General features: G+C 41.2%; 25 protein-coding genes and 2 pseudogenes. 14 read left to right on the top strand and 13 right to left on the bottom strand.

All coding sequences use genetic code 11. The features are described from left to right. The first annotated feature begins 139 nt into the window (after nt 1-139). The 3 genes and pseudogenes from EQO05_RS04930 to EQO05_RS04940 all read left to right on the top strand — a co-directional run bounded on the left by EQO05_RS04930 (nt 140) and on the right by EQO05_RS04940 (nt 3,526). Entirely contained in the window at nt 140-2,230 is a 2,091-nt protein-coding gene (locus tag EQO05_RS04930) for a hypothetical protein (protein ID WP_128504350.1), read from the top strand. Nucleotides 2,231-2,398: 168 nt separating this feature from the next. Beyond that, nucleotides 2,399-2,497, top strand: a pseudogene (locus tag EQO05_RS15925) (plastocyanin/azurin family copper-binding protein); the annotation flags it as partial. A gap of 264 nt (nt 2,498-2,761) precedes the next feature. Next, on the top strand, nt 2,762-3,526 hold the full coding sequence (locus tag EQO05_RS04940) for a potassium channel family protein (protein ID WP_128504352.1): 765 nt from the start codon (nt 2,762-2,764) through the stop codon (nt 3,524-3,526). A 49-nt stretch (nt 3,527-3,575) separates the two neighbouring features. On the opposite strand, the gene EQO05_RS04945 is transcribed toward EQO05_RS04940, so the two are convergent. The 4 genes and pseudogenes from EQO05_RS04945 to EQO05_RS04960 form a co-directional block, all read right to left on the bottom strand. Further along, on the bottom strand, nt 3,576-3,776 hold the full coding sequence (locus EQO05_RS04945) for a hypothetical protein (protein WP_164888467.1): 201 nt from the start codon (nt 3,774-3,776) through the stop codon (nt 3,576-3,578). Nucleotides 3,777-3,911: 135 nt separating this feature from the next. Further along, entirely contained in the window at nt 3,912-4,556 is a 645-nt protein-coding gene (locus EQO05_RS04950; protein WP_240664336.1) for a ferric reductase-like transmembrane domain-containing protein, read from the bottom strand. Between the two features lie 832 nt (nt 4,557-5,388). Next, a complete protein-coding gene (locus tag EQO05_RS04955) occupies nt 5,389-5,685 on the bottom strand; it encodes a hypothetical protein (RefSeq protein ID WP_128504354.1) in 297 nt (98 codons plus the stop codon). 542 nt (nt 5,686-6,227) lie between these two features. Beyond that, nucleotides 6,228-7,382, bottom strand: a pseudogene (locus EQO05_RS04960) (IS630 family transposase). A 405-nt stretch (nt 7,383-7,787) separates the two neighbouring features. On the opposite strand from EQO05_RS04960, the gene EQO05_RS04965 reads away from it, so the two are divergent. The 3 genes from EQO05_RS04965 to EQO05_RS04975 all read left to right on the top strand — a co-directional run bounded on the left by EQO05_RS04965 (nt 7,788) and on the right by EQO05_RS04975 (nt 10,610). Next, entirely contained in the window at nt 7,788-8,099 is a 312-nt protein-coding gene (locus EQO05_RS04965) for a hypothetical protein (RefSeq protein ID WP_128504356.1), read from the top strand. A gap of 1,010 nt (nt 8,100-9,109) precedes the next feature. Continuing rightward, the gene (locus EQO05_RS04970) at nt 9,110-9,454 is read left to right on the top strand and encodes a hypothetical protein (RefSeq protein WP_205793698.1); all 345 of its coding nucleotides are present in this window, start codon (nt 9,110-9,112) and stop codon (nt 9,452-9,454) included. A 685-nt stretch (nt 9,455-10,139) separates the two neighbouring features. After that, on the top strand, nt 10,140-10,610 hold the full coding sequence (locus EQO05_RS04975; RefSeq protein WP_128504358.1) for a rhodanese-like domain-containing protein: 471 nt from the start codon (nt 10,140-10,142) through the stop codon (nt 10,608-10,610). 175 nt (nt 10,611-10,785) lie between these two features. On the opposite strand, the gene EQO05_RS15930 is transcribed toward EQO05_RS04975, so the two are convergent. Then, complete coding sequence (locus tag EQO05_RS15930; RefSeq protein WP_240664337.1) at nt 10,786-11,331, bottom strand: hypothetical protein; 546 nt, start codon at nt 11,329-11,331, stop codon at nt 10,786-10,788. 512 nt (nt 11,332-11,843) lie between these two features. Between EQO05_RS15930 and EQO05_RS04985 the strand changes: the two genes are divergently transcribed. The 7 genes from EQO05_RS04985 (at nt 11,844) to lysA (ending at nt 18,733) form a co-directional block, all read left to right on the top strand. Further along, nucleotides 11,844-12,176, top strand: coding sequence for a DUF2769 domain-containing protein (locus tag EQO05_RS04985; protein ID WP_128504360.1), 333 nt, complete (start codon nt 11,844-11,846; stop codon nt 12,174-12,176). A 255-nt stretch (nt 12,177-12,431) separates the two neighbouring features. Beyond that, entirely contained in the window at nt 12,432-12,821 is a 390-nt protein-coding gene (locus EQO05_RS04990) for a DUF2769 domain-containing protein (RefSeq protein WP_128504362.1), read from the top strand. A gap of 531 nt (nt 12,822-13,352) precedes the next feature. Continuing rightward, the gene (locus EQO05_RS15435; protein WP_164888464.1) at nt 13,353-13,745 is read left to right on the top strand and encodes a hypothetical protein; all 393 of its coding nucleotides are present in this window, start codon (nt 13,353-13,355) and stop codon (nt 13,743-13,745) included. Then, complete coding sequence (locus tag EQO05_RS04995; RefSeq protein ID WP_164888468.1) at nt 13,688-13,978, top strand: isoprenylcysteine carboxylmethyltransferase family protein; 291 nt, start codon at nt 13,688-13,690, stop codon at nt 13,976-13,978. The genes EQO05_RS15435 and EQO05_RS04995 overlap by 58 nt, the downstream gene beginning before the upstream one ends. Before the next feature lie 347 nt (nt 13,979-14,325). After that, nucleotides 14,326-16,347 (top strand): monovalent cation:proton antiporter family protein, encoded by a 2,022-nt coding sequence (locus EQO05_RS05000; protein WP_128504366.1) that lies wholly within the window; start codon nt 14,326-14,328, stop codon nt 16,345-16,347. Between the two features lie 150 nt (nt 16,348-16,497). After that, nucleotides 16,498-17,091: a Maf family nucleotide pyrophosphatase gene (locus EQO05_RS05005; RefSeq protein WP_128504368.1), complete on the top strand. Its 594-nt coding sequence runs from the start codon at nt 16,498-16,500 to the stop codon at nt 17,089-17,091. 379 nt (nt 17,092-17,470) lie between these two features. Continuing rightward, nucleotides 17,471-18,733 (top strand): diaminopimelate decarboxylase, encoded by a 1,263-nt coding sequence (lysA, locus tag EQO05_RS05010; protein WP_128504369.1) that lies wholly within the window; start codon nt 17,471-17,473, stop codon nt 18,731-18,733. 162 nt (nt 18,734-18,895) lie between these two features. Here the strand turns inward: lysA and EQO05_RS05015 are convergent, their stop codons facing one another. After that, a complete protein-coding gene (locus EQO05_RS05015; protein WP_128504371.1) occupies nt 18,896-19,456 on the bottom strand; it encodes a ferredoxin domain-containing protein in 561 nt (186 codons plus the stop codon). 133 nt (nt 19,457-19,589) lie between these two features. Here EQO05_RS05015 and EQO05_RS16085 point away from each other — a divergent pair, with 133 nt between their 5' ends. Continuing rightward, nucleotides 19,590-19,724: a hypothetical protein gene (locus tag EQO05_RS16085; RefSeq protein ID WP_255420827.1), complete on the top strand. Its 135-nt coding sequence runs from the start codon at nt 19,590-19,592 to the stop codon at nt 19,722-19,724. Between the two features lie 21 nt (nt 19,725-19,745). Here the strand turns inward: EQO05_RS16085 and pscS are convergent, their stop codons facing one another. The 7 genes from pscS to EQO05_RS05050 form a co-directional block, all read right to left on the bottom strand. Next, complete coding sequence (gene pscS / locus EQO05_RS05020) at nt 19,746-20,906, bottom strand: O-phospho-L-seryl-tRNA:Cys-tRNA synthase (RefSeq protein WP_128504373.1); 1,161 nt, start codon at nt 20,904-20,906, stop codon at nt 19,746-19,748. Between the two features lie 330 nt (nt 20,907-21,236). Further along, nucleotides 21,237-21,515, bottom strand: a complete 279-nt coding sequence (locus EQO05_RS05025) for a DNA-directed RNA polymerase subunit L (RefSeq protein WP_128504375.1) — start codon at nt 21,513-21,515, stop codon at nt 21,237-21,239. A 71-nt stretch (nt 21,516-21,586) separates the two neighbouring features. Continuing rightward, complete coding sequence (locus tag EQO05_RS05030; RefSeq protein ID WP_128504377.1) at nt 21,587-22,531, bottom strand: exosome complex RNA-binding protein Csl4; 945 nt, start codon at nt 22,529-22,531, stop codon at nt 21,587-21,589. Nucleotides 22,532-22,838: 307 nt separating this feature from the next. Then, nucleotides 22,839-23,432, bottom strand: a complete 594-nt coding sequence (locus tag EQO05_RS05035; protein ID WP_128504379.1) for an METTL5 family protein — start codon at nt 23,430-23,432, stop codon at nt 22,839-22,841. Nucleotides 23,433-23,526: 94 nt separating this feature from the next. After that, nucleotides 23,527-24,534, bottom strand: coding sequence for a diphthamide biosynthesis enzyme Dph2 (gene dph2, locus EQO05_RS05040; RefSeq protein WP_128504381.1), 1,008 nt, complete (start codon nt 24,532-24,534; stop codon nt 23,527-23,529). Continuing rightward, entirely contained in the window at nt 24,515-25,087 is a 573-nt protein-coding gene (gene hpt / locus EQO05_RS05045; RefSeq protein WP_128504383.1) for a hypoxanthine/guanine phosphoribosyltransferase, read from the bottom strand. The genes dph2 and hpt overlap by 20 nt, the downstream gene beginning before the upstream one ends. Nucleotides 25,088-25,377: 290 nt before the next feature. Next, a complete protein-coding gene (locus EQO05_RS05050) occupies nt 25,378-26,544 on the bottom strand; it encodes an FmdE family protein (protein ID WP_128504385.1) in 1,167 nt (388 codons plus the stop codon). Nucleotides 26,545-26,943 lie beyond the last annotated feature (399 nt).

The raw sequence follows: 26,943 nt of genomic DNA on the forward strand, positions 1-26,943 counted from the left end.
TATAGATTAAGTATTTATAAACCGACCATTATTATTTATTTGTTTTATATTAAATTGAATTTTATTTTATTATATATATTTAATAATAAAATATATTTAATTAGTTCAATTAGCCTAATTCGTATATGGGGGGTAATCAATGAAAATAAAGTTAATAGTTTCTCTGCTAATACTCTGCCTTGCTTTTTCATTTGGATTAGCGCAGGCGCAAGAGGGAGAAAATAACACATCTTCACAGAGAAACTTAACCGCAGCAGATGAAATGTGTACACTTGAAAATGTAAATAAAACTATTAATATTAGCCAGGAAACCGGTGAGGATGTTAAATGGATTCTTCCGGGTCCGAGAAGCCTCGATCCTCAGATTTTCGGAACTCCTGAAATGCCACTGGGATTTGAACCGGAAATTGGTGTGCCAATAGAGAACAGGTCTGTGAGTGGGGATGAATTTACCACAACGTCGGTGCCAACGCCCTATTCTGATAATTTCTCGCGCATTAATGGTTCCTTCACCATGAATTTAACAGACAACACTCCTGTGGATGTAAATGAATCCGAAGATATGGCTGAAGCCGAGTTCAATTTCACGGACCCGACAGGAGAAATCAGGTACAGGGTTGTCCTGACAAATATTACTCGCGTTGGGCAGTTCCATCCGGTCTTTGGCGGTGTGGTTGTCGATGGCATCGCACATGGAAAGACTGGAATAGACACTCGTATGGAACCAACTTCTTATGCTTACGGAGCTGTATGGGGGGTAGGAGAACTTTACATAAATGATACTCTTGTCAGCGATAACAGGGTAATACATGCCATGGCAACCGAACGTATCAGGAATCCTGATCAGCAGGGATACAGGCTGCTCTTTGATAACGAACTGCCTCACAGGGGCATACAGGCTCATCTCGTGCTGCCTGAGAAGGTGATGGCTGACAATGGAACAATGCAGGAACAGCCAGTGCCTACCAACTACAGTCTGCCAGACGGAGAAAACCAGACTTTTATCCATGTAGCGTTTGACGATCCCCAGCTTGAAGGGCTTGAGATCCTCGATTTCGACAACGCGACAACAACCGTGGACAACAGGACTGATATGGATAACATGACTGGCATGGATAACATGACCGGTAATATGACCCAGGAACAGGCTGGAAATTTGACCCAGACCCAGACCACAAACTTAACCCAAATCCAGACTGCAAACCTTACTCAGACCCAGACTGCTAACTTAACCGAAACACAGACTGGAGATATGACCAATAATGTGTCTGGAACCACGGACAATGTTACTGGCATGGATAACATGACTGGCATGGACAATGTTACTGGCATGGATAACAGGACTGGTATGGGCAATGTGACCGGTATGGACAACAGGACTGACATGAAGACGTGTTATCTTGCCGTAGCCATAAAATGTTATATTCCTGAAACGATGGGCAATCTGACTGCCATGGATAACAGGACTGCCATGGATAACAGGACGGGTATGGACAACGTGACTGGCATGGACAATAGGACTGGTATGGACAACGTGACTGGCATGGACAATAGGACTGCCATGGATAACAGGACGGGTATGGAGAGATGTTATCTTCTCGGAGCCATGAGTTGTTATACGCCTGAAGCTTTGAATAATACGACAGCAATGGACAATATGACTGGAATGGATAACGGGACAGGCATGGATAACATGACCGAGACGAAAACCTGTTATTTAGCCGGAATGATGAAATGTTATGTTCCCGAAGCTGTGGGTAACGTGACTGGCACAAACAATACAACTCGCATGAACAACATGACTGAAACAAAGTCCTGTTATTTAGCCGGGGTCATGAAATGTTATATGCCTGACATGGATAATATGACTGGAACGAATAACACAACTGGCATGGAAAAGTGTTATCTTCTCGGAGCCATGGACTGTTATACGCCTGAGGCAATGAATAATACGACAGCAATGGACAACAGGTCTGGAATGGACAACCGGACAGGCATGGATGACAGGACGGCTGTGCAGAGATGTTACCTTCTCGGAGCTATGGACTGCTATACGCCCGAAGCTATGGGTAACATGACAGGCACTGACAACATGACTGAGATGGATAATATGAGTGGTACGGATAACACTACCGGAATGAAGGTTTGTTATTTTACCGGGATCATGAAGTGTTACATGCCCGAAACCATGAATCTCACAGGCATGGATAACGTGACTGAAATGGATTGAACGGAAGGTGCGGAAGGCAAGACTGTCGATATGTCAATCAATGATTTTGCCTTTAACCCCGAGTCGGTTACAGTATCAGCAGGTGACATTGTAAGGTAAACGAACCTTGATTCAGCTACTCATACAGTTACGGGTCCGAATTTCGATTCCGGCACACTCCAGGAAGGAGAATCATATGAGTTCCTGTTTACCGACGCAGGCACTTATGAGTATTATTGCTCGCTTCATCCTTCCATGCGTGGTACTGTAATAGTTGAGGAGAAGTAAAGGTTTGATTTTAGAGCGGACTGAGCCAGGGAAGTACCCGGTCTGCTCAAAACATTTTATTTTATAAAACTTTATTTTATATCAAGAATTTTTTAAAAACATCTTCCTTTTTCAGGTCACTCTATAATGCCTTTTTATCTAACCGGACTTAACAGAGATAGCTATAAATGCTCAGAAATCTAATATTATTTATCTAACCTTTCTTTTAAAAGCAGGATTGAACTCACCTGATAACCTGTATAAATTTCGGTGAGACATAAAGACATGGATAAAAAGCAATTAAACGATGAAAGAACAGAATTGCTTTCCCAGATTAATGATATTTTTGACTTTCCTTTAACTTTGCTGTCACTCTTATGGCTGGTTCTTATTATTGTCGAATTCGTATATGGTCTCTCGGCTTCTCTGCAAAACTTAAGTCTGGTTATCTGGGGAATATTTATCATCGATTTTTTTATTGAATTGTATATTTCTCCTATAAAAAAGGATTATTTAAAAAAGAACTGGTTTGTTGCTCTTTCCCTGTTTTTGCCCGCATTAAGAATTTTAAAGCTATTTCGCGGATTGAAGCTGGTCAGGTTTGCAAATTCTGTCCGGTCTCTTAATCTGGCCCGACTTCTTTCCTCTTTCAATCGAAGCATAAGAACAGTCCGGCAGGTAATCAGGAAGAGGGGTTTGAGGTATGTTGTGTTGCTTACGGCTTTGATTACTTTTCTTGGTGCAGCAGGAATGTACAATTTTGAGCGCCCAGGACTTACTTCCTATTGGGATGCACTATGGTGGACAGCCATGATTATGACTACAATAGGGAGCGCTTACTGGCCAGTTACCCCAGAAGGAAGAGTACTGGCTTTTTCATTATCAGTTTATGCTTTCTCAATCTTCGGGTACATAACTGCAGCTCTGGCAAGTATGCTTGTCGGGAAAGATAAAGAGGAACTTTCTTCAAAAGAAATTACAGAACTGCGAAGCGAAGTACAGAATCTTTCCAGCCAAATTGACAGGTTTTTGGAAAAGGAAGAAAGGTAAGTTTGCTGGAATTTTAAACGGCCTTTGCAATCGGCTGGTTATCCGATTCTTAATTCCTGCCTGAATTCTTAAGAAGACGGATTAAACCGGCAAAAGCTACAAATACCCATGTCCCTTCTAAAATTACAAAGGGCATATAGTCAATAAGAACTGACGCATAACACGAAAGCCCGGCTCCCACCAAATTAAGGGTCGCATAGGTTTTCGTATCATACGCCAGAATTTCGAAAAGGTTGAGGAGAAATGCCATCAGCAGCAGAAGTACACCTGTCGAGCCCACTATTAATGAAAGTTAGATCATCCCCGGACAATATAACTTTAGTTTTTATATATTTTCTGTTTTTATTCAGTTAAGTATACAGCTCTGGTCAGGAGTTTCAATTGCTTATCGCCTTTTTCGTCCTGATGAAAATCTTTTGTGTATAAATATAACGGTCACAGTAATTGCCATTGCAATTGCAAGTACCCTCATTATAACCAGTTCGAAGTCGTCACCTAACATCAGGGCGTGTACTGTGACGAGTAAGAAGGCCAGGTAACTGAGGTAATGGATTTTCCTCCAGTCTCTGTACTTCTTCCTGTATAACGCAATTCCGGCAGCCAGAAAGAAGAGGTAAAAAGCCGGACGACCTGCCAACCCAATGAAAACATTTGTTGGAGAAATAGGCGAAAAAATTCCAATTCCTCTCCCCTGTAAAACAAAAGTCAGTGGATGAATAAGGATTAGCAGTAACCCAATTCTCGCCAGATTATGGTGAGCTTTCATAAAAGGAAGTCCTGATATTTTTTTCATTTTGGCCATATATTCTGATGTGACTATTGCGAGGAACACGGTCAGGTAACCGAAAGTTCCTGCAAACCGGCGTATCGCCTCAATAGGCTCTTCAGCGTACCGAAGGATAGTATATGTTATAAACACGATTATGAGTAGAAGTATGCCGTAGATCGGGTAAAAATATTTATTCGAGGTTCCTTTGCCTGAGCTGTCCTTACCTTTGCTGTAACCTGTATGTTTTTCCGCCTTATCCAAAATAATTCCCCCCCCCCGAAGGTAATTCCATTATTATTTTCCCAATGACATCAGTGCTTTTAGGAATACAGTAGTCTACCGGTTTTTCTCAAAAAATCGATTAAAGCCTTTTTATATTTTTACCTGTCGAAAATTAACCTTTATCACTATTATTAGATTAAATTTAATCACATTAAAAGTGTATCTTATTAACAAAATTGAATCTTATTGTTAAATTGTATTCATCTGCCATTTTCCGGCGTCACGCCGGCATAGTTGCAGGTTATGCCAGGACTTAAATTTACCTTTTTAAATTAATTTCCTGAATTAGTGATAGAATTTTATACAGAAATCACCCTTGAGGCTGCTAAAGTCAAGCATGAAATGGGATCTCATGTGAAAATTTTCTAAAAAAATAATAACTTCAATAATTATACTTATATAGTGACGTTATCTGGGACGACCTGAAGCGCACCTGTGAAATATATATTATTAAATATATCTACTTAATTGATTATGGTTCCTTATTTATATTTCTATATATATTATATCCTCTAAATCATAATCTTTTGTTGTACGTCTCAATTGTTGGCGCGATTTGAATCCTTTTCATCAACAGAGTGTTTTCAGCAGTAAAAGAAGGTAAATTAGCTAGTATTATGTCTTCTCAACATAACGCGGATGATTAATTGGTATAATTATCTTCAAGCGCCCTATCTGACGATGGAAATGTGTTAAAAAGCCGACAGCTTTAGAAACGTATCAATTTAGGGAGTGTACACAAATGGGTATATTTAAAAAGACAATGAGTATCTTGGTGATGGTTCTCTTCGTACTGTCACTGATAGCTGCGTCAGCTAGCGCATGTGACGATAAAGACAAATGTGACGATAAAGACAAGTGTGACGATAAAGACAAGTGTGACGATAAAGACAAGTGTGACGATAAAGACAAGTGTGACGATAAAGATGGGTACGACTTGAATGACGGGTACGACTTGAATGACAGGTACGACTGGAATGACAAGTGCGACTGGAAAGACAGGTGTGGCAGCGGCTTCAATTGTTTTGACTTCAATTGTTTTGGGTTCTTTAATTTCTTTAGCTTCTGTGGGAGCGGCTGTAACTGGTTTAGCTGCTGGTGTTAACAACTAAACTGGCATGAATGTGAGTATAAAACAGACTAAACAGACTAAGACCCGTTCGTATGGCTCTGCGTTGAATTGCTGGGACAGCAAGACCTTCAGCCTCTCAATATCTAAAATACCTATGGAGGCGCTCTCTTTACAGGATTTACGTGCCTGGAGGGTAAAAAAGGCGTTAATACGCTTGCGACAGATTATGAATTAAATTTTAAAGTTTCATGCAATTGGTCTTTCAATTGAACCGCGTAAATTTTTTCCTGTGCTTACCAGCAATTCTCGAAGCAGGCTTACGAAGGAGTCCCATTATATATTTTTTATAATTATGTATCTGGAAAGTTAACTTTATTTTTGCTACATTTTTAAGTTTTCCTGCGTATACTTTAATTTATGGGGGAAGTCAAGAGCCTCCAGTTACTGTTTCTATCCGGCTCACAGCAGTTTTTCTCTTCCGGAATACCAGGAGATTTTTACCTGATGATGCTAACCCTGAGTAATCTGTTATTTGTATTAATTTCTAGTGCTTCGATTCCTAATAATTTCTTTTTCTTTTAGATTATAATTCCTCCAGGCATTTTGTCCCTTTCTTCAATATTATATTTCCAGGTAAAAATTACTGGCTTTTCGTTAACTTGGTTTATATATTGACTAATTCTTTCTTTTAATTAATTTATTGAGTCGATTCTTGGCCCCCTTACACTCTTCTTGCCATTTTACTGAAAAAAACTTTCAGCTATATTTATCCACGAACCATTTTTAGGCGTGAATACAAATTCAAATTTATCAGGAATAGTTTCCAAGTATTCTAAAGTTTCCATTGAGGTATGTATTTTGTTATTATCCACCAGAATTTTGATCTTTTCTTTTGGATAAATTAATTCAAGTCCTTTAAGATTGAATGAATTCCCAACTTTTATGTTGTTCAAATACTTTGTAATTGATTCTTCCAGAGATCAAATCAATTCCAGCTAACAGCGAAAGAGTTCCATGTCTTTTGTATTCATAATCTCTTGCTATTGTAGAATAATGCCCTTCTACCGGCATTAGATCGGAGTAAACATTTCCAATTGCTTGAATACCAGGTTTTTTATCATAAGAAATAATTACTGATTCAATCTCTTCTTTTTTTATATTTTTCACTTAATTCATTAGCTTCTCTATATATCACCAAGACATTGGCTGCTTTTTGATCAAATTCTGGATCAACTTTAGCAACATAATATTTGATCTTATGTGGTTTTATATTGCTTGCAATAAGAATTTTTGAATTGTTCCCTGATTTATCTTCGATAAATCAGGGTGTCCTTCTTTGATACAGTTCTCTCGGATATGTTTCGCAAGAAGTCTCTGAGTCCAGATTTCATGAGGATAACCAGGATTTTTTTTGGCTTCATACATGCAAGTGAAATTATAAAAGCCCGTGATTCGGCACTAATGTCTTGAGGTCTCCCGCGTCTGTATGTGTCTACTAAACCCCCTTTAACCCCTAAATCTAAAACTTTTTTTATCACTTTTCTTACAGTTTTATAATCTACTTTCAACTCTTTGGATATCTCAGTATCGTTTATTCCCTGATAGCTTAAAAGTATGATTTTAGGTCTTTCAACAATGCTTACTGCTTAATTTCTAGATCGGCTGAGCTTGATAAGATAGTCTAAATATTTTTGAGTAAATGATAATTTTGGGCGACGGCTTATACGAGACATAAGGTTATTTATCTAACAGTTAATATAATTATTTTATGGGTTTATATCAGAATCGAAGTACTAATATAAACACTATTGTCCGAAATGGTCAGATATGCGCTCGTAAAGAATATGTTATAAAATATATCTTTTTAATTAATGATGGTTTCTTATGTATATTTCTGTATATATTATATTCTTCAAATCATAATCTCCTGTTGGTACATCAATTCGTTGGCGCAATTCAGGTCATTTTCACCGGTAGATCGTTTTTCAGCAGTAAAAGGGGGTAAATTTGCCAGTATTATATCTTCCTAAATAACTTGGGGGATTAACTGGTAAAATAACATTCAAGCTGTACTTGCCGATGGAAAAGGGCTAAAAACCGACATTTTAGAAACGTATCAATTTAGGGAGTGTACACAAATGGGAATGTTTAAAAAGACAATGAGTATTTTAGTGATGGTCCTTTTCGTACTATCACTAACAGCAGCGTCAGCCAGTGCAGGCGGGAACTGGAAATGCAAGGACAAGTGCGACTGGAAAGACAAGTGTGACTGGAAAGACAGGTGCGACTGGAAAGACAAGTGCGACTGGAAAGACAAGTGTGACTGGAAAGACAAGTGTGACTGGAAAGACAAGTGTGACTGGAAAGGTAAGTCCAGCGGCTTCTTTGGGTTCTTTGGCTTCTTTAGCTTCTTTGGAAGCAGCTGTAACTGGTTTGACAGCTGGTGCTAACAGCTAAACTGGCATTAATGTAAATATAAAACATACTACGACCCATTCGTAAAGCCCTCCATCAAATTGTTGGACAGCGAGGCCCTCAGCCTCTCAATCTCTAAAATACTGATGGGGAGATTTGTTAACAGGATTTACGCGCCTGAAGGGTAAAAAAAGTGTTAATACGCTTGCAACAGATGTTATATATTAGATGATTTGAAGTTTCGTGAGACTGGTCTTCTTGATTAACCCCCGCGTAAATCTTTCTGGTGCTTACCAGCAATCATCGATGCAGGCTTACGAATGAGTCTCATTACATCTTTTTTATAGCTATATATCTGGCAAATTAATTTTAGGTATTACAGTGTTTTTCAGGTTTCAACCTTTCGGACAGCCTTTAATTTATGTAGAAATCGCTAGCCTCCTTTTTTCATTTCCATCAGGTTCTTGAATGAATCCCTGCTCTTATAAAAAAAGAGCCAGCTGTTAATCCTGCCTGAGATCCGTCGAAAGAGATTGGTTTTTCTGAGTTGTTTTTTCGGTAGTGACTTCTACGGTATACATATTGGGGTTTTTAAGTAAATTAAAAATTAGTTGAGCAAAGTTGAAAATAGGTTCTAAGTATTAATCTTAAAGTCTTATTCTAACTAAAATTAAGGGCCGGGTAATAGCTTTAATAGAACAATGCTATCATAAATACAATTTTTAGGAGACCTCTCCAGAAACCAGACTGAATAATGTCGATTTTCAATTAATAAGGGTTTCTGATTATTATTTCTTTAGATATTATATTCTCTGGATTATAATCACCTACTGATACAATTTGGGGATACTTTTCATCGGCTTATACTTCCTCGATATATACCAAGAGGATATGGGGTGGAGTTTTTACCAGTAGCTGTCTGTCGTGAACAGATGCCGGGTGGCTAATAGTTAAAAAAAATTAATTCAGTTTGGGGCCGATGAAATCTAAACTGAGTATTAATCCCGGATTGTGCCGATGTTACAAAATTTGTGGAGTGTAATAAATGGGAACAATCAGATTGATAAAGAAGACACTGTGCATGCTTATGCTGGTTTCTTTCGTAGCCGCAATATCAGTTACATCAGTTAGCGCAGCAAAGGATGGATATGGCGGATATGATAGGTTCGACAAGAAGTTCGACAGATTCGATAAAAAGTTCGACAGATTCGACAAGAAGTTCGACAGATTCGACAAGAAATATGACAGGTTCGATAAGTTCGATAGGTATGACAGGTTCGACAGGTATGACAGGTTCGACAGATTCGACAAGTGCAAGTTCGATTTTGGAGGCAAGTGTAATTTCTTTGGTTTTGATTTCTTCGGAAAGGACCGTTGCGGGTGGTGTTAAGACCAAACCGGTCAGGCTATAAAGTATAGATTAAACTAGCCTGACTACAAACGTGTAAACTTGTAACAGCTCGTTCGCATATGCCATGTCAGATTGCAGGGGAAAGACCTGCCCTTTATGGAATAAAATACATCAGACAAATCCAGAAGTATACCAGCGGTCTTTCCTCCTGTTACTGACCGGCAACCTCAAAGCATGTGGGCGAACGAGTCTTATTTGATATTTTTGCAGGTATAATTTGCTGCAAATTCCGGGAATTGTAACGGCTTTGATTTTCAATTCTGTTTCTTTCGGTCTTATTTGCAAAGCAAATCCGAGATCCGGATAATTGTTTCTACTTTTACCTGGCGCTTAGCTTTCCATGTTTTCCTGTCTAATTTTCAGGTTGTATGCTAATTTTCCAGGTAGTTTTTCCTCTCATGAGTTCCAGTCTACTTTCTTAACCGGTTTGATGCCCATTTTTATTTAGTGGTCTGCCTGATAAATTGCGGATTTGAGATAATCCTCAGACCGGAAAAATTTAATTTTTAGAAATGTTTTATACTTTTTAAGGAATATACTTATATCATAAAGGGATTCTAACAGATAAAATTAATTCCTAAAGAATATCTATGCATACGGGCAAAAAGATAAATGTGCCTATCCACTTCTTTGATATTAAATTTATAATGGTGGAGGAATCGAATTGAACAAACGGAGTTTAATATATTCCGGTACTCTTATTTTCCTGTTTATGGTAGCATTTCTAATCTTTACAGAACAGAAGAAAGAGAGCCCTTCAGGGGTTGTGAACATAAGTGTGCAGGAAGCAAAAGGGATGGTTGAAAAAGGCGATGTATTTGTACTTGATGTGCGCACACCTGACGAGTTTAACTCATCGCATATCAAAGGGGCAACCCTTATTCCCGTAAGCAACGCCTCAGGATCGAATTTAAGCTCAAACCGTTTGCTCGAGGCTCGCATAGATGAAGTCCCCAAGAAGAAAATACTGGTTTACTGCAGATCAGGACGCAGAAGTGTGTCGGCAAGCACAATGCTTGTAAATGCAGGATATTCCGAAGTATATAATATGGCAGGAGGTATCAATGCCTGGATAGATGCGGGGTATCCAGTTGTAAGCTCGGAAGATAAAGAAACTGACGGCTCTCAGAATTGAAAAAGCACGGCAGGTCGCAGATACGTGAGAGGGCTGTATCCTGCCATTATTGAATGGAGAGACCAGCCCTAAATTTATCCTGGCGTTCCATGATAAAAATTATCTCTTTTCACTATACCTTTTAAATCTTTGATTACGTCCCTATTCTTCAATTCTACGGGGCTGAAGTTATATATCAGAGTTCCATTCGTCCTTTTTCATTTCTAGATTCTGTAGGCGTGTCTTTCAGTGTTTCGACCTTATCTCTTGAAAGCAGCAGCTCGATGAGATTTTCTCTCGGGTGTTTTGCGTAAAGGTAACCTCCTGCGGAAATAATCAACCCTCCAATAAATACGAAGATCAGATCTATCATCGTATCCGGGTGCGCCTTCTGTAATTCAAATCCGAAGAACGAATCAAGCATGAATTCGATAATTTCCCAGATCCCACCGGCAGCCATTGAAATGGCAAATGAGAAAAAAGCAATCATTAAAGGGCTTAGCTGGATATGGTTTTTAACTTCTTTCAGGTGGAATATGATTGAAAAACTTATTAAAGCTATATTAATACCCATGAGCAGGTGAATCAAAATATCCCACCACCAGATTGTTTCAAAAAACGACTTAAAACTTCCGAGATAGGTTCCGAGGTAAAGATAAACCAGTATAAGGGTGTCAATAAGCGTTGGAAAATTAGTTTTGAACTCTTTCCGGATGAGCACAGGAGAAAATATCAAAAGCATAGCCAGCAAGGAGAGTGTAAAGTCCAGAAAATTACTGACGAAAAAAGAAACTGCTCCTATAATAGTTATTAGCAGGAGATATAAAAGGTATATTACTATTCGGATCTTATCTTTCCTTCTCACAGTTATATATTAATTTCTATAAATATAAGCCTTCTATTTCTCATTTCCCTTCTGCTTTTCCGGCTTATTCTCAATTAAAGTTAGTTTAACCTGAAATTAAGTTGGTTTAATCTCAATTAAAGCAGTTGGACTTCAATTAAAATCAGTTTGACTCAAATAATATTGGCTTGACTCAAATAATATTGGCTTGACTTCTAATAATATTGGCTTGATTTCTAATAATGTCTGTCTGGTTTCAAGTGCAGTAGGCTCTAAATATCTTACAGTTTATCCGTTATATAACTGAAAAGGCTTTTAAACTCCAAAAGCAAAGCTTAAAGCCAAGTATTAATTTTGGGGAATGGTGTGAACAAAGATCAAACACATCAACCAGGGGAGGGGATTCTATAATGTCCAGCGAGAATGATACAGATTCTAAGGTTCCTTATAAACGGTCAAATATTGAGAGATGCATGTGTTCACAGTGCCCTGTACAGGCTGACAGTAAATGTGCAAAGGAAAAGCTTCAGAGTTCAAAAAAATTAATGGAAGGTCTGCCTGCAGGAGAAGTTCCAAACCCGGAGGAAGTCCCGGGAATATACTGCTCCACAGGCAAAGCAACCTGCCAGGATCTTAATTTTGACAGAGAATGTATCTGCGGTACGTGTGAGGTCTGGAAAGAGTATGGTCTTGAAGGAGTAGACCCAAATAACCACTTCTGTCTTCACGGCAGAGCAACCTGATTTGCTTATTAAAGGCTATGACAACCAATACTTAATTTTCCTACAAATATAAATGTTTATTTTTCAACTTTTCCTTTGTTTTTTACTTCTTTCGGTTGAATAACTTATCTAAGCTGTGGATCTGCCTTAAGGTTGTAATTTTATATTAGCTCTCTCACTAGCGTATATTCTTTCTGTGACTGAAAACGCTTTTATGCCCTGAAGCCGAACCTGAAATAGGAAAGTCAATATATCATAGGTTTGGGGTAACAGAGTATGGGAAGAAATACATCAACTGAAGAGGGGAGTCCTATAGCGCCCAGAGACAGGAATGTAACTTTTGAGAGGGGTACGGATTTCCTGGTCCCTTATGAAAGGGCAAACATTAACAGGTGTAAGTGCCCGCAGTGTCCTGTTCAGGCTGACAGCCAGTGCGCACAGGATAAGATAAGAAGTTCAAAAGAGGCGTTGGAAAATCTGTCTGAGGGTCAGGTTCCAAATCCTGACGATTTTCCGGGGGTATATTGCTCGATAGGCGAAGCCAGATGTCAGGACCTTGATCCTGACAAACAATGCATTTGTGGTTCATGTGAGGTCTGGAAGGAATTTGATCTCAAAGATGCAAATCCAAACAATCACTTCTGTCATAACGGCAGAGCAACCTGAGTTCTCATCTGGAGACATTATTTTTTTATCCATATACCTTTTTTTGCTACAGTTTTTTAAAATCCTCTCCATATTTTCATGCAAGTACTATCACTTTTAACTTACGGATACATTATTCTCAACTTACGGATACATTATTCTCAACTTACGGATACATTATTCTCAACTTACGGATACATTATTTTCAACTAAGGATACATTATTCTCAACGTACGGATACATTATTTTCAACTAAGGATACATTATTTTCAACTAAGGATACATTATTTTCAACTAAGGATACATTATTTTCAACTAAGGATACATTATTCTCAACTTAAGGTACATTATTCTCAACTACGGATACAGTACTTCTCAGATCAAAAAACTGCTCTTTGTCAATTTGTTATTCTTTCCTGCTGCAGGTCTAATTTTACAGCCCGGAAAAGTAGAAAAATATTAATTCAATTAATAAAGGAAATGATAAAGTCTGGGAACCGGAAGGAAGCAGGAAAAAGGGAAGAATGAATAAACCGGGTTATAAGCATATTTATGCTTTTACTTGCTGTCGAAACAGGAGAACTTCTTGCTGAAAGCTGGGATTCCCTAAATCATCTGCCGGTTTACATTTATGCAGCAACCCTGTTTCTTTATCTGCTGGCAGAGAAAACCGCATACCGGGGTTCAGTTATTAAAGAAGCACAATCAAAAAAATGGACACGAAGTTTGCTTTTGTTTTTCTGGTGGCTTCTTCTGATTGTTCCTGTTCTTGAATATATCTTATACTCGCATCTTGAATTCGGCTATTATCCGCAGTACGTTTTCGCGATTACAGTCGCAGGAACATCACTTACATTAACCGGTACAGGGCTCAGAGCCGGGGGTATGTGGCACTGGGCAAATACTTCTCTGCATATATTGAAATTAAAGATAACCATCAGCTAATTCAAGACGGTCCCTATAAATTCATGAGGCATCCGGCTTATGCAGGAAACATATTACAGGCTGTCGGGATTCCACTAATTTTAAATGCCTGCCTCACCCTGGGCATATCGGCAGTGCTGGTTCTTCTGTTCTTATACAGGCTGAAATTCGAAGAAGAGGTTCTGGTCAGAGAGGTCAGGGGCTATAAGGATTATGCAAAAAGAACGGATAGGCTAATACCTGAAGTATGGTGAGCGCAGGTACAGTAAATACAAATAATGTGAATTTTGTTGATACTTTTGCTTAAAACTATCCTTTCAACACAATAAATTTATTTACCGAAATTTTATTCTTTTTCGATTCAATCTCTTATCTGGTTCTTTTAATTATCCCTTGCAAGCGGGAGAATTATCTGAAATCAATAAAAGTGATATCTTACCGAAAATACTATATCTCTTAATAAATATTGTTATCCTACAGTCAAAATATTTGGGGTTGGTGAATATAAATGGCGACATGCGGTTGCAGGTTTTATTTTAGTCTTTCAGGATTTCAGGAAGCTCAAATAAGCTCATTTCTACTTCTGGAGGAGCAAAAATAGATGGCTCTATCATTACTGGCGAATGTTGATGTGCTTCTCGGCTTTGCTATTTTCATCCTTACCATATTCTATAGATTTGAAATCCCACCCGTACTGGGATTTCTTGTAACCGGAATCCTGATTGGTCCGTATGGTCTCGAAATCCTTAGCTCAGGGCATAACGTTGAGTTGAATGCCGAGCTCGGTATAGTCTTTCTGCTTTTTACGATAGGAGTTGACCTTTCGTTAAAAGAGCTCTGGAAGATGAAAAAGGCCGTAATTGGAGGGGGAATTCTCCAGATTCTCGTCACTACCTTTCTGGTTATCATCCTGTGCAGGTCCCTGGGCTTCAGCTCCCCCACATCTGCCTTTCTCGGCTTCCTGATTTCGCTTAGCAGTACTGCTATAGTACTTAAAGTCCTTCAGGAGAAAAACGAAGTCTATACTCCGCATGGGAAGACTTCACTTGCAGTTCTGATATTTCAGGATCTTGCTATCGTACCTCTTATCCTTATAACTCCCATGCTTGCAGGAAGTTCCGTGAATTTGGAAGGCTCCCTCTCAAACATTTTCCTCAAAGGCTCACTGATTATTCTGGTGTTTATCCTGAGCGCCAAATTTCTGGTTCCCTGGATATTCTACCATGTGGGCAGGACAGGCAATAAAGAGTTATTCCTTGTCAGTGTCGTTTTTATCTGCCTTTCTACTGCGCTTTTTACCTCAAGTATCGGATTGTCTCTTGCCCTGGGTGCCTTTTTAGCCGGGATAGTAATCTCAGGCTCCCAGTATAGCCAGCAGGCAATGGGTAATATCGTGCCTTTGAGAGACATGTTCATGAGCTTCTTTTTCGTGTCCATAGGTATGCTCCTCGATATCGGATATCTGTTTGATCATCTTCCTCTCCTGATTCTTGCATCGATTGCTTTAATTCTTGTAAAAGCGGTTGCAGGAATAGCTGTAACTTTCATCCTGGGCTACCCGCTCCGTACAAGTATATTGACAGGACTCGCACTGTCTCAGGTAGGCGAATTCTCGTTTGTCCTTTCCAGGCTGGGAGTAGGAGAGTATTCTCTCCTGACAGAGGAGACTTATCAGGCATTTCTTGCAGTCTCCATCATTACTATGGGAGTTACGCCCTTTTTGATTAATGCTTCCTATAAACCCGCAGATTTTTTCGTTAAGAAGGTTTCAGGTATGGCTTATGGCATGAAGCTGGTACATGGATTATATTCGGAGCCTATTAAAGAAGAGGAACATGTTGAGCCTGAGATGAAAGATCATTTAATAATTGCAGGTTTCGGTTTCTCCGGAAAAACAGTCTCAAAGGCTGCAAAAGCTTCAGGTATCCCTCACATCATTATAGAGGTAAACCCTGAAACTGTTAAGCAGGAAAAACAGAAAGGGGAAAAAATCTACTATGGAGATGCAACACTTGAGGCTGTACTGGAACATGCAGGCGTCAAGAATGCAAGAGTCCTTATTACCGGAATATCGGATGCAACCGCCACAGCAAAAATAGTGGAGATCTCAAAACAATTGAATCCGAACATCTGCATCATTGCAAAAGTACGGGATTTACAGGAAATGAAACGCCTCAATGCTCTGGGTGCGGATGAGATCATCCCTGAGGAATATGAAACCTCAGTCGAAATTTTTGTCCGCCTGCTGGAAAAGTATCTGGTTCCTAGGGAGGATATCGAAAGACTGGTAAATGAAGTAAGGGCTAATGGCTACAGGATGATGAGGAAGTTGTCCGTCAATACAGGTACGGAGAATGAATTCAATATAAAAAACGGGCTTCCGGGAGTTGAGATTCAGGTTCTTGAAGTCGGGAGTGGCTCAAGCTTCGCTGGAAAAACCCTGGCAGATCTGGATTTCAGGAAAAATCACGGCGTGACCGTACTCTCGGTTCGCAGGGGCTCGGACCTTATATATACTCCGGAAGGCAATTTCCTCCTTCAGGCAACGGATGCCTGTATCCTGCTGGGGAAACCCGAGGATCTTTGCAGTATCAGAAGATTCTTTGAAAATGTTCACGGATAAGGTTACTTTGCCTGTTAATTTCCTTAATTAATTCCCCAAATTAGTTTTCTTAATCTACTCCTTTAGTTGATTCCTGTAATTATTCCCTGTCAATTTCCTTTTCTCCTGTATATACATACAAATATATCACATGCATCCTGATTTTTTCCCATGCGCCAGATCATCCTCGCATCTGCATCTCCGAGGCGAAAAGAATTGCTCAAACAGTTAATAGGAGATAACTTCCTGATTCGTGCCAGCTCCTATGGGGAATTTTCTTGCCCTGAACTGCAACCTGAAGAACTTCTCTTAAAACACTCCATCGAAAAAGCCAGGGACGTGGCTAAACATTTCGATTCCGGGCTTGTAATTTCCGCCGACACCTCGGTGCTCTTTAACGGAGAACTTCTGGGAAAAGCCGAATCTCCCAGGAAAGCAGAAAAAATGCTGGAAATGTTAAGCGGACAGAAATTCAGGGTTATAACCGGGCTGACAGTGCTTGACCTTGACAACGGGAAGGAAGTCAGCGAACTTGAATCCACGACTGTCTGGATGGATGAACTAAATAAAGAACAGATCTCTGCCTATATCAGAACCGGAGAACCCATTGATAAAGCAGGGGCTTTTGCCGCTCAGGGAAAAGGGGCAATCTTCATCAAAAAAATCGAGGGTGACTTCTTTAATGTCGTAGGACTCCCCCTCTTCAGGCTGGGGAAGATCCTGCAGAAAGCTGGAATTTCCATATTTGAGGAAGACTTATCCTGAATTCAAACCGTTGACCCGCGACCGTTGTGCCGAAACCGTTGCGCCGGTTTATCACGCTCCGGTTACACCGGTTTCGATAAATCAGAGTTTTCGATAAAACATTTTCTCAAAAGGTTTTCGCTCAAGCCTTTTCGTAAAAGGCTTGCGTTGCGCCGGTCGATCACGCTCCGGTTACACCGGTTTATATAAAGCATGGATTTTTGATCAAACTTTTTTTGAAAAAGTTTGCGATCAAGCCTTTTCAAAAAAGGCTTGTGAAAAGGTGCCATCCTCCCGAAACGGAACTGGGGTGCAGAAAAACTAATAAAGGAGTAGAAGTTCAAATTGATACAAACCCATTAAAAAGAAATCAGTAATAGAAATAAGTAAAGGTAATAATATGGTCTCAAAGGATCTTCCCTTCACCAAAGAGGATATTCTGAAAATAATGAAAAAGTATCCCACCCCTTTTCATATTTACGATGAAAAAGCCATTCTGGAAAATGCACGGAAAATGAAAGCAGCCTTCAGGGAAGTCCCCGGCTTCAAGGAGTTTTTTGCTGTAAAAGCCCTCCCAAACCCCTTCATTCTTAAAATCCTCAAAGAAGAAGGCTTCGGCGCGGACTGCAGTTCTTTGCCCGAGCTAATTCTTGCGGAAAAGGCAGGAATGACCGGGGAAGATATTATGTTCAGCTCGAATGATACTCCTTCTGAAGAGTTCATAAAGGCAAAGGAACTTGGAGCATACATAAACCTTGATGATATAAGCCATATTGACTACCTTGAAAAGCAAGCCGGACTTCCGGAAATTGTCTGCTTCAGGTACAATCCCGGCCCTCTTAAAGGAGGAAATGCCATTATAGGAAAGCCGGAAGAGGCGAAGTACGGCTTTACGCGGGACCAGCTTTTTGAGGGCTACCGAATGCTCAGGAACAGGGGCGTAGAGCGTTTCGGGATGCACACAATGGTAGCTTCGAATGAACTGAATCCGAATTACTTTGTGGAAACTGCGAGAATTCTCTTTGAACTCATAGTTGAAATCTCAAAGGAACTTAACATAAGTTTCGAGTTTGTAAACCTCGGCGGAGGCATAGGTATTCCTTACAGGCCTGAAGAGGAGCCGGTTTCATTCGAAGCTGTGGCAAAAGGTGTAAAAGAAGCCTACGAGGATACAATCACAGCTAGCGGGCTCTATCCGCTCAAAGTCTTCCTGGAATGCGGCCGCGTGATTACAGGCCCCTACGGATACCTGATTTCCCAGGTAAGGCATCTCAAGCATACTTACAAGGACTATGTCGGTATGGATTCCTGTATGGCTAACCTGATGCGCCCGGGCATTTATGGAGCCTACCACCATATAACCGTGCTTGGAAAAGAAAAAGAGGCGCCTGCCCGCAAATATGACGTAACCGGCTCTCTCTGCGAAAACAATGACAAGTTCGCAATTGACCGCCCACTTCCCGAAATTGAGATAGGGGATATCCTCGCAATCCACGATGCAGGAGCTCACGGGCACGCTATGGGCTTCAACTATAACGGAAAACTCCGTTCTGCCGAACTCCTGCTCAGGGAGGATGGAAGCGTTGTGCAGATAAGGAGAGCCGAGACTATTGAGGATTATTTTGCAACCCTGGATTTTGAGCAATTGAAGGAGTTCAGTTAAGAAGATCTTCATTGAAATTGAAAAAATCTCCCAGGAGAAGAATTACCAGGGAACTAAAGCCGGGTGAGCAGTATAGTGGTCATATTACTGTCCCTAACTGCTTCACCTGAACTAATCCTTTCTTTACATAGGATTCTCGTATAAAAACGAAAAATCAGGTTTTTATTCCTTAACTTTTCTTGTGGATTCCCGGTCGAAAAATACATTCTTTCCTTTAATGCTCAGCGGAAGCCCCATAGCCACATCCGCATCTATAATTTTAAAGTAACAAGCCGCAGCGCCTGCGGAATAAAGGATGCGGTTGTCGACACAGAGATCCTTTGCTTTTGCTGCCGCCGAGCCCACTGCAATTCCAAGGTCAAGGTACTTGATCATGCACTGGGGGCCAAGAAACTCTTTCTGAACCTTTCCGTGCTCAAGCATTTCCTTGCAGGTCGCAAACCCGCAGGCTCCGCAGTCCAGGCTGCTTACTCCGGAGGCTTTCAGCCCTATAAGGGTAATTGCATCAGCATCCCTGACATTTCCGGCATCCCGGAGAAGGAATTTCAAACCTTTGATTTCGCTTAATTCCTCCATTCGGTCAGCAAGCCCGTCTTTTTCTTCCTGAGAAAGGAGACAGGTTACTATATCGTCAATACCCTTTCCTTTTGGAGCTGTCCGGGCAGCAGTAAGAATTATTTTTGCAAGCATTTCAACAGATTCTAGTTCGGGGTTCTGTTTCATGGCAGGAAGTTGAAGATAATATTATTTATATCCGAACGATCCGGGGTACAGTTTTTGCATGTAGCCTTTGCTTATAATTCTTGCTTTTCACGAACATATTTATATATTCAGGCTGACATATTAATTATCAGATATGGCTCCCGGAGAAGCTGCAAAAAGGAAAGCAGAATGGGTTGCAAAGATGAAAAAGGAAGAAAGAGAGGTCGAAGTTCGAACCAGGATTGTAAATCCAGGTCGAATTCTCCAGAGTTCAAATATTTCCGGCTAAAACGGACTTAATATCCTCACTTTAAATATCCTCATATTTTTTCAGAATATCTTCAAAGGCGTTCGCCACAGCTTCCAGTTTTTCTTTTCCGAGCCCGAAAGTGCTGAGTTTGAAGTATTTGGTGAGCCCTGATTTTATGCCGTGAATATTGCGTTCCTTAAGTTCCCTGTAAAGGAAATACCTGCCGTTTTTGACTTTTTCCGAGATTTCATAGAAGCGCGGGGCTTCGAAAAACATAAGGTCGTGAGAATGGGGTTTTTGTCCGCGCTGGATAAAATCCATCTCCTCAAGCCTTGCCGAGAACCAGCGGGCATTTTCAACCTCCTGGTCCCAATTCCGGACACGCTTGACCACATCCGGGAAAGAAGCAATAAGGGTCATAACCGTAGCTCCCCTTGCCGTGCATCCCAGAAACTCGACCTCTTTTACCTTGCTGTGTTTCGATTTCCTGAACACGACAGGAGCATATTCCTCACTTACTCCCAGCACTCCGACAGGCCCTGACGCAGCCATTGATTTGTGCCCGCTGCCTACAATAAAATCAGCACCTATTTCTTTTGCCGATACAGGCATCCTTCCGACTGCATATGCACCGTTCAGAAGGAGAGGGACATCGTACTCATGGCAGACTGATGCTACCTTTCCTGCATCGGGCAGATTTCCATAGCTTCCGTCCGGATATGTCACAAGTGCAAGAACAGGCGGTTTTCCATTTTCCTTTATAACTTCTTCGATTGCCGTGGCATATCCCTCGGGATCAAGGTAATATTCAGGGCTGCCTGAGTGTGGTACGGTTTTGATATTCAGCCCCGCTCTTTCGGCTGCAACATATGAAGAGTAATGGGCAAGCCCGTCAAGTACGATCCAATCACCTGGTTTTCCGACAGAATGCATGACAGCAAACTTTGACTCCCGTGCCCCGTTTGTAACCCTTGCATCATCACAGCCAAGGAACTCTGGAAGCGCCTTATGTACGAAATCATGAATCGGAGGTTTTTTTATCTGGTCCAGAACCCCTCCGCAGAAATCACATACTGAGTACCCGTCTCCCCATTCTACAAGAGCCTGCTTTGCAGCCCCGGTCAAAAGCCCGCCTGTCTGAAGGGGATCGATATTTATACTGCCCAGGGTTTCTCTTTTTATAAAACCGAATTTCTGAAGGGATGAATCGTCAAGCTTCATTTTCTTTCATACCTCAATATTGTTACAGGTTAGTTTATATTCTTAAGTTGCAGATGCAAGATGCGATCCTTAAACTAAAAAGAACCGGTATACTCTATCCAGTATAATACTTCCGATAGATTCTTATTCGAGATTTTTTATTTGACATCCTATTTACTCTGGATACGCACAGAATTCATAAAAAAGTATTCCAGAAACTCGTTTAACCTGAAGATAGCATAGGCTTACCGGATACTGCAGGAAGCCCCCTGTCGGAAAGTTCCGGATTGGCCGGAAAAAGAGAGCATAATGTCTTTAGAAAGACATTATGCAGTCGTTTTTTCAGAGGTTTCAGGCATTTACTGCCTTGCTAAAGACATCGGTAAACTCATCGCATTGAGCAATTATCTCCGAAGCGGCATCCTTTAAGACCTCAATAGGGTTCGCACCATTGGTCTTGATGTAAAGGATAGGCTCACTTATGCTCACGTATTTCATATCGTAGAAGGCAACCTCAACTCTTTCGTCCCTTATCAGAAGGTCCCTAAGCATATTGAGAAGGGTATGTGTCTCGCCTCTGAGCTCGACTTCAAGCTCGTTGTCTGTTTTGGAAAGAATGTTCAGTTCCATTGGTAATCACCTGTGAATGGTGAGTAGTGTGATTTATTGTGCAGAAACCCATACCTGCAAGGAGAAAGAAATTACTGGATCCCTTTCCCATACTCGGTTGAGATTTTGCGGGTTTCAGTCATATTGCAAGCCGGACATTTAAGCTTTTTCCCTTCAAGCACAAGTTCCCCTCTGCAATTCGAGCAGTAAGCTTTTACAACCCCGAGGGAATCTTCAGCCGTTGTCAGGCGCATTCTCTCAGCATCAACAACTCTTGCTCGGATTATATCCATGGGTCTGAACTCGTCTGAAAGTCTCTTAACGTAAGAGTCACGTACATTTGACACGTGGACATCTCCAGTCCGCACGTTGACGATTTCCCGGTCTTCCTTACCTTCAATTCCTGCAACTTCTACCATTGCCCCGGACTCGCGCACGTCGATTATTTTTCCATACACGATGTCCCCTACTTTAAGGATATTCGGGGTAAGCGTATTTGGTCTGACCGAGACTATTCTCGCTTTTCTGTCAATAACGACGTTTCCGGTAGCTGTAGAGTAAATATCCCCTGCTGATACGGCTGTTCCTTCTCCGGGCTTGAACTCTTCTATAGTTCCGACGAGTTCTCCAGGAAGGACAAAATCTCCTTTCTCAAGCTCTTCTTCCGGGGTTGCAGGCTCTGGGGCTCTGGATTCAGGTGTTTCCATTCTTTCCCTTGGAGCCTTTTTCGGGTAAGGGAACCTTCTCTTTTTACCCTGGTCTCCCCTGTACTGGTCTTTTGATTGTTCCCTGGGCTGACCTTTAAACTGGTCTCTGGACTGGCCTCTGGGATGACCTTTAAACTGGTCCTTGGACTGGCCTTTAGCCTGCTCCCTGGGTTGTTCCCTGGGCTGACTTTTAAACTGATCTCTTGACTGGCCTTTGAATTGGTCCCTGCTTTCTGGAGCGATTTGAGCTGCTTTTTCGGCAGCTGGCTTTACTTCGCTCGGGCCAGTCAGTTTCTTTCTCGTAGTTTTACTTTTTCGGATTCTAATCATAATCCCTCATTTGAATTATCGTTAATAGTCAATATAAATCGTAATCGCAGTAACTGTCACTGATATGGAATATCTGCAGCCGTTCAATCAATACCCGCAGCCATTCAATATATAGATAATCAACCTCAGAAGAGGGAACAGATTATCAACCTCATATATCTGCCATTTTTTGTCCTTGGTGACGCACCTTATAGTTCGATAATACACAGGCAGATTTATTATAAGCAGTGTTAACGTTCGCCTTTTGAGATAAAGCCCTGACACTGGCGCTGTAAAATCCGATACCTTAAGCGGTACTGCGTCTGGATTATCTGGAGACCGTAATCCTGTAGATCTCGACCTCAATAACCTCTCTTTCTTTTTTATGGAAATCGAAAGTTCGTTTTATAGGGAATTTCGCAACGTAGGAATGTGTAATGACCGCAGGCTTAATGAACTTTTGGATAAAAGCGAGGCTTCCGCGGTTGTGAATTGAATATATCACTTCACTTGTTCTTAATGCTGACGAAAGAAAAGGCCTGTCTCTGCCTTTCACTCTTGCCCCGAAAGGAGGGTTCATAACCGTAGTTTTTACATGCTCCTTAATCCCGGTAATATCTGAGAATACAAACTCTACTTCAACTCCGAGTTTTTGGGCATTTCCTTTTGCGATCTCAAGGGCTTTTTGGTCCGCATCGTACCCGATAACCTTTCTGGCTCCAAGAAGTTTTGCTCCGATTGCAAGCATTCCGGTACCGCAGCCCAGATCCTGCACTGAATCGTCCAGATCTCCCTGCATATAAGCAAAGTGTAGAATCTCCGCAGCCAGAAGGGGAGGAGTCTGGTACTGCTCCAGTTCAAGTTCAGGGTCGGAAAAGTTTTCCAGTTCTTCAAGCAGCATCTCAAGTTTTCGTTGTTTCATTCCATCGACTTTAATTTTCTCTTTACTGTATATTTTAGTTCTTTATTTATATATATTAGTACTTAATTTACAGGGCTCAGGGCCGAGATTGAAATTATACAGGTTCCTCGGTAATCTCATCAAGCACAAGGTTTTCCCATTTCCGTTCTCCAAGTACGATCTCAAATTCCTGAGGTGTTAGCATGGGAGAGGGAAAACGCCCTACCTCATCGATTGCGAGTCTCGGGCAGGCAGTGTTCACGAAAGCGTCCACTTTGAACTGGAGAAGCTGATCCGGAGTTACAAGATCGATCAGGATAAGATGTGCCTCTTTTCCATACTTTTTTGCAAGTGCTTTCAAAGAGGATGCCAGTTCCATTCGTTCCTGCCCGTTTTTGCTTGAAACGATTATCCCGAAAACCTCCGCATCCAGGGATTTTGCAATTACTGCACTCCGCTGGCGAAGAATTCTTGAGGGATCCACCTCACGAACTTCCCCGGAAAAAGGATCGGCTGCAAGAACTCGTTTTTTCGTGGAAAGGGCCACACCCAGGGGATGGAAATCTCCACTTCCTATATATAGATATTCATCACAAACTTCGTCTCTTGCGGCCGAAAAATTACAGCCGAGTACCTGTCCCGGATATGCGAGCCTGGAATCCCCGCGCCCGATTACGCAGGTTTTCCCATTCGCCTTAAGGACATAGCAGGCTTCTGGGAGCTTATGGACATGCTGGACAGTAGTAATCAGCCCTATAACCTGCCCCTTAAGTTCAGGAACAGTTTTCTCGACAACAGGCTTAATATCAACTGCAGAGCGCGTTTCTATGAAATAGACCTTTTCGGAAAGTTTCGTATCCTCCAGCTCGGCATGCCCGAAATGGAAGAGGAGGTCAACCTGCCCGAGCAAAGTCCTATCAAGGTCACACGCCCCAAAGCAGGGGTCTCCCGAAATAATTATTTCGGCTCCCGTAGCGCCTTCCACTTTTTTTGCGAGCTCAGGGCCTTTTCTCTTGAGCCCTTCGGGAAACTGGAAACCTACGGTCTTCGCTCCAAGTTTTTTAATTACACTGATAATGTAGTCAGGCCTTAAGTCAAACGCTTCACTCGTTCCCGAAGACATTTTTGATCTCCACGCCTTTCTCACCCACGTCGATTGTAACGAGGATTTTGGGCTCAACTCCCAGTTCCTTTATCTGTAAATAGCCAGCTCCGCGCCCGATTACGGAAATTACATCCAGAACCTCTACACCCATGTTTTTCAGCGCTTTTACAAGGGCTATCAGGGTTCCGCCAGTGCTTATCACGTCGTCCACGATAATTATTCTATCCCCTTTCTTGAGCCCGTTTATGTACAGGACCCCTTTTGAATATCCTGTGCTCTGAGAGAGTTCCACCTCGCCTTCAAGGTAATAGGGCCGCTTCCGGATAATGGTAAGAGGAACTCCGGTTTTCAGGGAAAGGGCATTTGCCACAGGAATACCCATAGCCTCCACAGTGACAATAGTATCAACTTTCTCCATATCGGTAATCGTAAGGATATAATCCGCGATTTCCTCAACCAGATGGGGGTCTATAGAAGGTACGCCATCGGAAATCGGATGGATAAAGTAATTGTATTCTCCTCTCTTGATTACAGGAGAATTAATGAGTGAGCTTTTCAGTCTTTCAAGCATAGTATTAACTCTTTTTTGGCTGTTGCGATATTCCTGTAATTAAAGAATTATATCGTATTAATAAAGAATTTGTTCTGGTAATAAAAATCCTGTGCTATTGATAAGGAATCCTGTTGAGCCAATAAAGAATTCTATGACAGTATCCTGTAATCCAGATGCATTTAATTTCTGGTCAGAGATACTTGAATAATTCAGCCGTAGAAAATACTGGAAAGTAAAAATGAAAGAGACTAAAAAAAAGGAAGAGAAAGAGAATCGAAGGATTACCTTAAGCCTCCAGCTTTAGTATATCAGGCTTTTTGACCGGCTTTAGGCCCATTACCGTTGCCTATTCCGTGAGCCCCATTCCCCGACAGGTTGGTATTCTCTTCCGAATCAAGCAGCCCGAGAACCTCATAAGGATTATTTCCTGCCTGCTTCATTTCGTTCAGGGTAGCTTCATCAATATCGGTTACTGAAATTACCGAAACGAGTCCTTCGGTATCCCAGTTTTCCCTGTCCATAAGCCAGAGGTCCGCTAAATACTTGGAGATCCAGGCAGGATCATTGGCTTTTGCTCCGCATTCAGCATTGACAATATTAAAGTCAAATCCGAGAACAACAGCTTTTCTAGTCCCGGCATTTTTATCCGCAACCACGAAAATGCCTGCAGGAGAGTTGCCAATTGCTTCTTTTTCATCATCTGTCAGTGCGGACATCCAGACTCCTCCTTTCCCGGGAGTTGCATCCCAACGCTTCACAAAAACGTCTTCTTTGCACCAGTTGGGGCAGGAAAAAACCGTATAACTTACATTTGCTTCAAGCGGATAGTTTTCTTCCATCCAGTTTGCAAGTATAAAACCGCTGGAAACGCCTGGACAGAAATGGTTGTGCAGCTCCAGACACTGCATAAGCTCATAATCGAGCTTTCCGGTAGCCCAGCCATTGGAAATCGTAAGGATGGCAAACTCGCGCCCGTTAAAGACCGTTGAGTTCACCTTTTCATTCCATGCAGCTCTCGACTTCGGTGTTTTCGAAAGCTTATCAAAGTCTATATTTTCCGTCACCTGGTAGCTTATTTCACTTTCGTTTTCGTAAGAGACCTCGATATAAGTACAGTTCCCGCTGCTTTTATCGAAGAATGCAAACCAGAGAGGGCTGTTCCTTGCATTCTGGACTACAAGCAGATTCTGTGTATAAAGGAGATCCCTGTCATAAAATTCCGAGTAGAAATCGTCCAGGAAAGCATAAGATTCCGCAGGAGAGCCTATGTCCGTAATGATAAGTGTCTCTTCAGGCCCTATACTTCCAGGATTTGCTTCGGCTGCAGTAAAAACCTCAGCCATCAAATTCAAGTTACTACCTTCGGCTGCCATTCCCGGCATAGCGCCAAGGGAAAAACTCAGCGCTGTCAGGAGAAGAAGGCAGATAAATTTCACGTTAATTCTTTCGAGATCTATAACGCCTTTTCCAATCATGCTTTTTCCTCTACTACTCATTAAATCCGATTTTTACAGTCTGAAAGTTGAAAAATAACACATATCAGGGAACAAAGTTTAATAGTTAAGATAAAACCTAAATATAGTGTTTTTTAGTGTTACAAAAAATGATAAAAATAATACATAAAACTTTCTGTTTTTGTTAACATTGAGAATAGAGAGAGGAAAATATAAAGAGAAATGAAAAATATGCAGCGACAAGCAGGCAGAGAAGCGTGATGAGGATTAATCTAAAAAAGAAGTGAAGGAATTATTAGCAGGTTAATAAAGAACTAATAAAGGACTAATAAAGGACTAATAAAGGACTAATAAAGGACTAATAAAGGACTAATAAAGGACTAATAAAGGACTAATAAAGAACTAATAAAGGACTAATAA

Origin of the sequence: Methanosarcina sp. MSH10X1 (assembly GCF_004099695.1) — an archaeon.
In the GTDB taxonomy this organism is placed as follows: Archaea; Halobacteriota; Methanosarcinia; order Methanosarcinales; family Methanosarcinaceae; genus Methanosarcina.

Bases quoted from the DNA above. Each gene is read 5' to 3' on its own strand.
- EQO05_RS05015 (WP_128504371.1), bottom strand. From the start codon at position 19,456: ATGAAACAGAACCCCGAACTAGAATCTGTTGAAATGCTTGCAAAAATA.
- hpt (WP_128504383.1), bottom strand. From the start codon at position 25,087: ATGCTTGAAAGACTGAAAAGCTCACTCATTAATTCTCCTGTAATCAAG.
- EQO05_RS04990 (WP_128504362.1), top strand. From the start codon at position 12,432: ATGGGAAGAAATACATCAACTGAAGAGGGGAGTCCTATAGCGCCCAGA.
- dph2 (WP_128504381.1), bottom strand. From the start codon at position 24,534: ATGTCTTCGGGAACGAGTGAAGCGTTTGACTTAAGGCCTGACTACATT.
- EQO05_RS15435 (WP_164888464.1), top strand. From the start codon at position 13,353: ATGCTTTTACTTGCTGTCGAAACAGGAGAACTTCTTGCTGAAAGCTGG.
- EQO05_RS05000 (WP_128504366.1), top strand. From the start codon at position 14,326: ATGGCTCTATCATTACTGGCGAATGTTGATGTGCTTCTCGGCTTTGCT.
- EQO05_RS04940 (WP_128504352.1), top strand. From the start codon at position 2,762: ATGGATAAAAAGCAATTAAACGATGAAAGAACAGAATTGCTTTCCCAG.
- EQO05_RS05005 (WP_128504368.1), top strand. From the start codon at position 16,498: ATGCGCCAGATCATCCTCGCATCTGCATCTCCGAGGCGAAAAGAATTG.
- EQO05_RS04965 (WP_128504356.1), top strand. From the start codon at position 7,788: ATGGGAATGTTTAAAAAGACAATGAGTATTTTAGTGATGGTCCTTTTC.
- pscS (WP_128504373.1), bottom strand. From the start codon at position 20,906: ATGAAGCTTGACGATTCATCCCTTCAGAAATTCGGTTTTATAAAAAGA.
- EQO05_RS04970 (WP_205793698.1), top strand. From the start codon at position 9,110: ATGGGAACAATCAGATTGATAAAGAAGACACTGTGCATGCTTATGCTG.
- EQO05_RS16085 (WP_255420827.1), top strand. From the start codon at position 19,590: ATGGCTCCCGGAGAAGCTGCAAAAAGGAAAGCAGAATGGGTTGCAAAG.
- EQO05_RS05030 (WP_128504377.1), bottom strand. From the start codon at position 22,531: ATGATTAGAATCCGAAAAAGTAAAACTACGAGAAAGAAACTGACTGGC.
- EQO05_RS04985 (WP_128504360.1), top strand. From the start codon at position 11,844: ATGTCCAGCGAGAATGATACAGATTCTAAGGTTCCTTATAAACGGTCA.
- EQO05_RS05025 (WP_128504375.1), bottom strand. From the start codon at position 21,515: ATGGAACTGAACATTCTTTCCAAAACAGACAACGAGCTTGAAGTCGAG.
- lysA (WP_128504369.1), top strand. From the start codon at position 17,471: ATGGTCTCAAAGGATCTTCCCTTCACCAAAGAGGATATTCTGAAAATA.
- EQO05_RS04945 (WP_164888467.1), bottom strand. From the start codon at position 3,776: ATGGCATTTCTCCTCAACCTTTTCGAAATTCTGGCGTATGATACGAAA.
- EQO05_RS04930 (WP_128504350.1), top strand. From the start codon at position 140: ATGAAAATAAAGTTAATAGTTTCTCTGCTAATACTCTGCCTTGCTTTT.
- EQO05_RS05050 (WP_128504385.1), bottom strand. From the start codon at position 26,544: ATGATTGGAAAAGGCGTTATAGATCTCGAAAGAATTAACGTGAAATTT.
- EQO05_RS15930 (WP_240664337.1), bottom strand. From the start codon at position 11,331: ATGCTTTTGATATTTTCTCCTGTGCTCATCCGGAAAGAGTTCAAAACT.
- EQO05_RS05035 (WP_128504379.1), bottom strand. From the start codon at position 23,432: ATGAAACAACGAAAACTTGAGATGCTGCTTGAAGAACTGGAAAACTTT.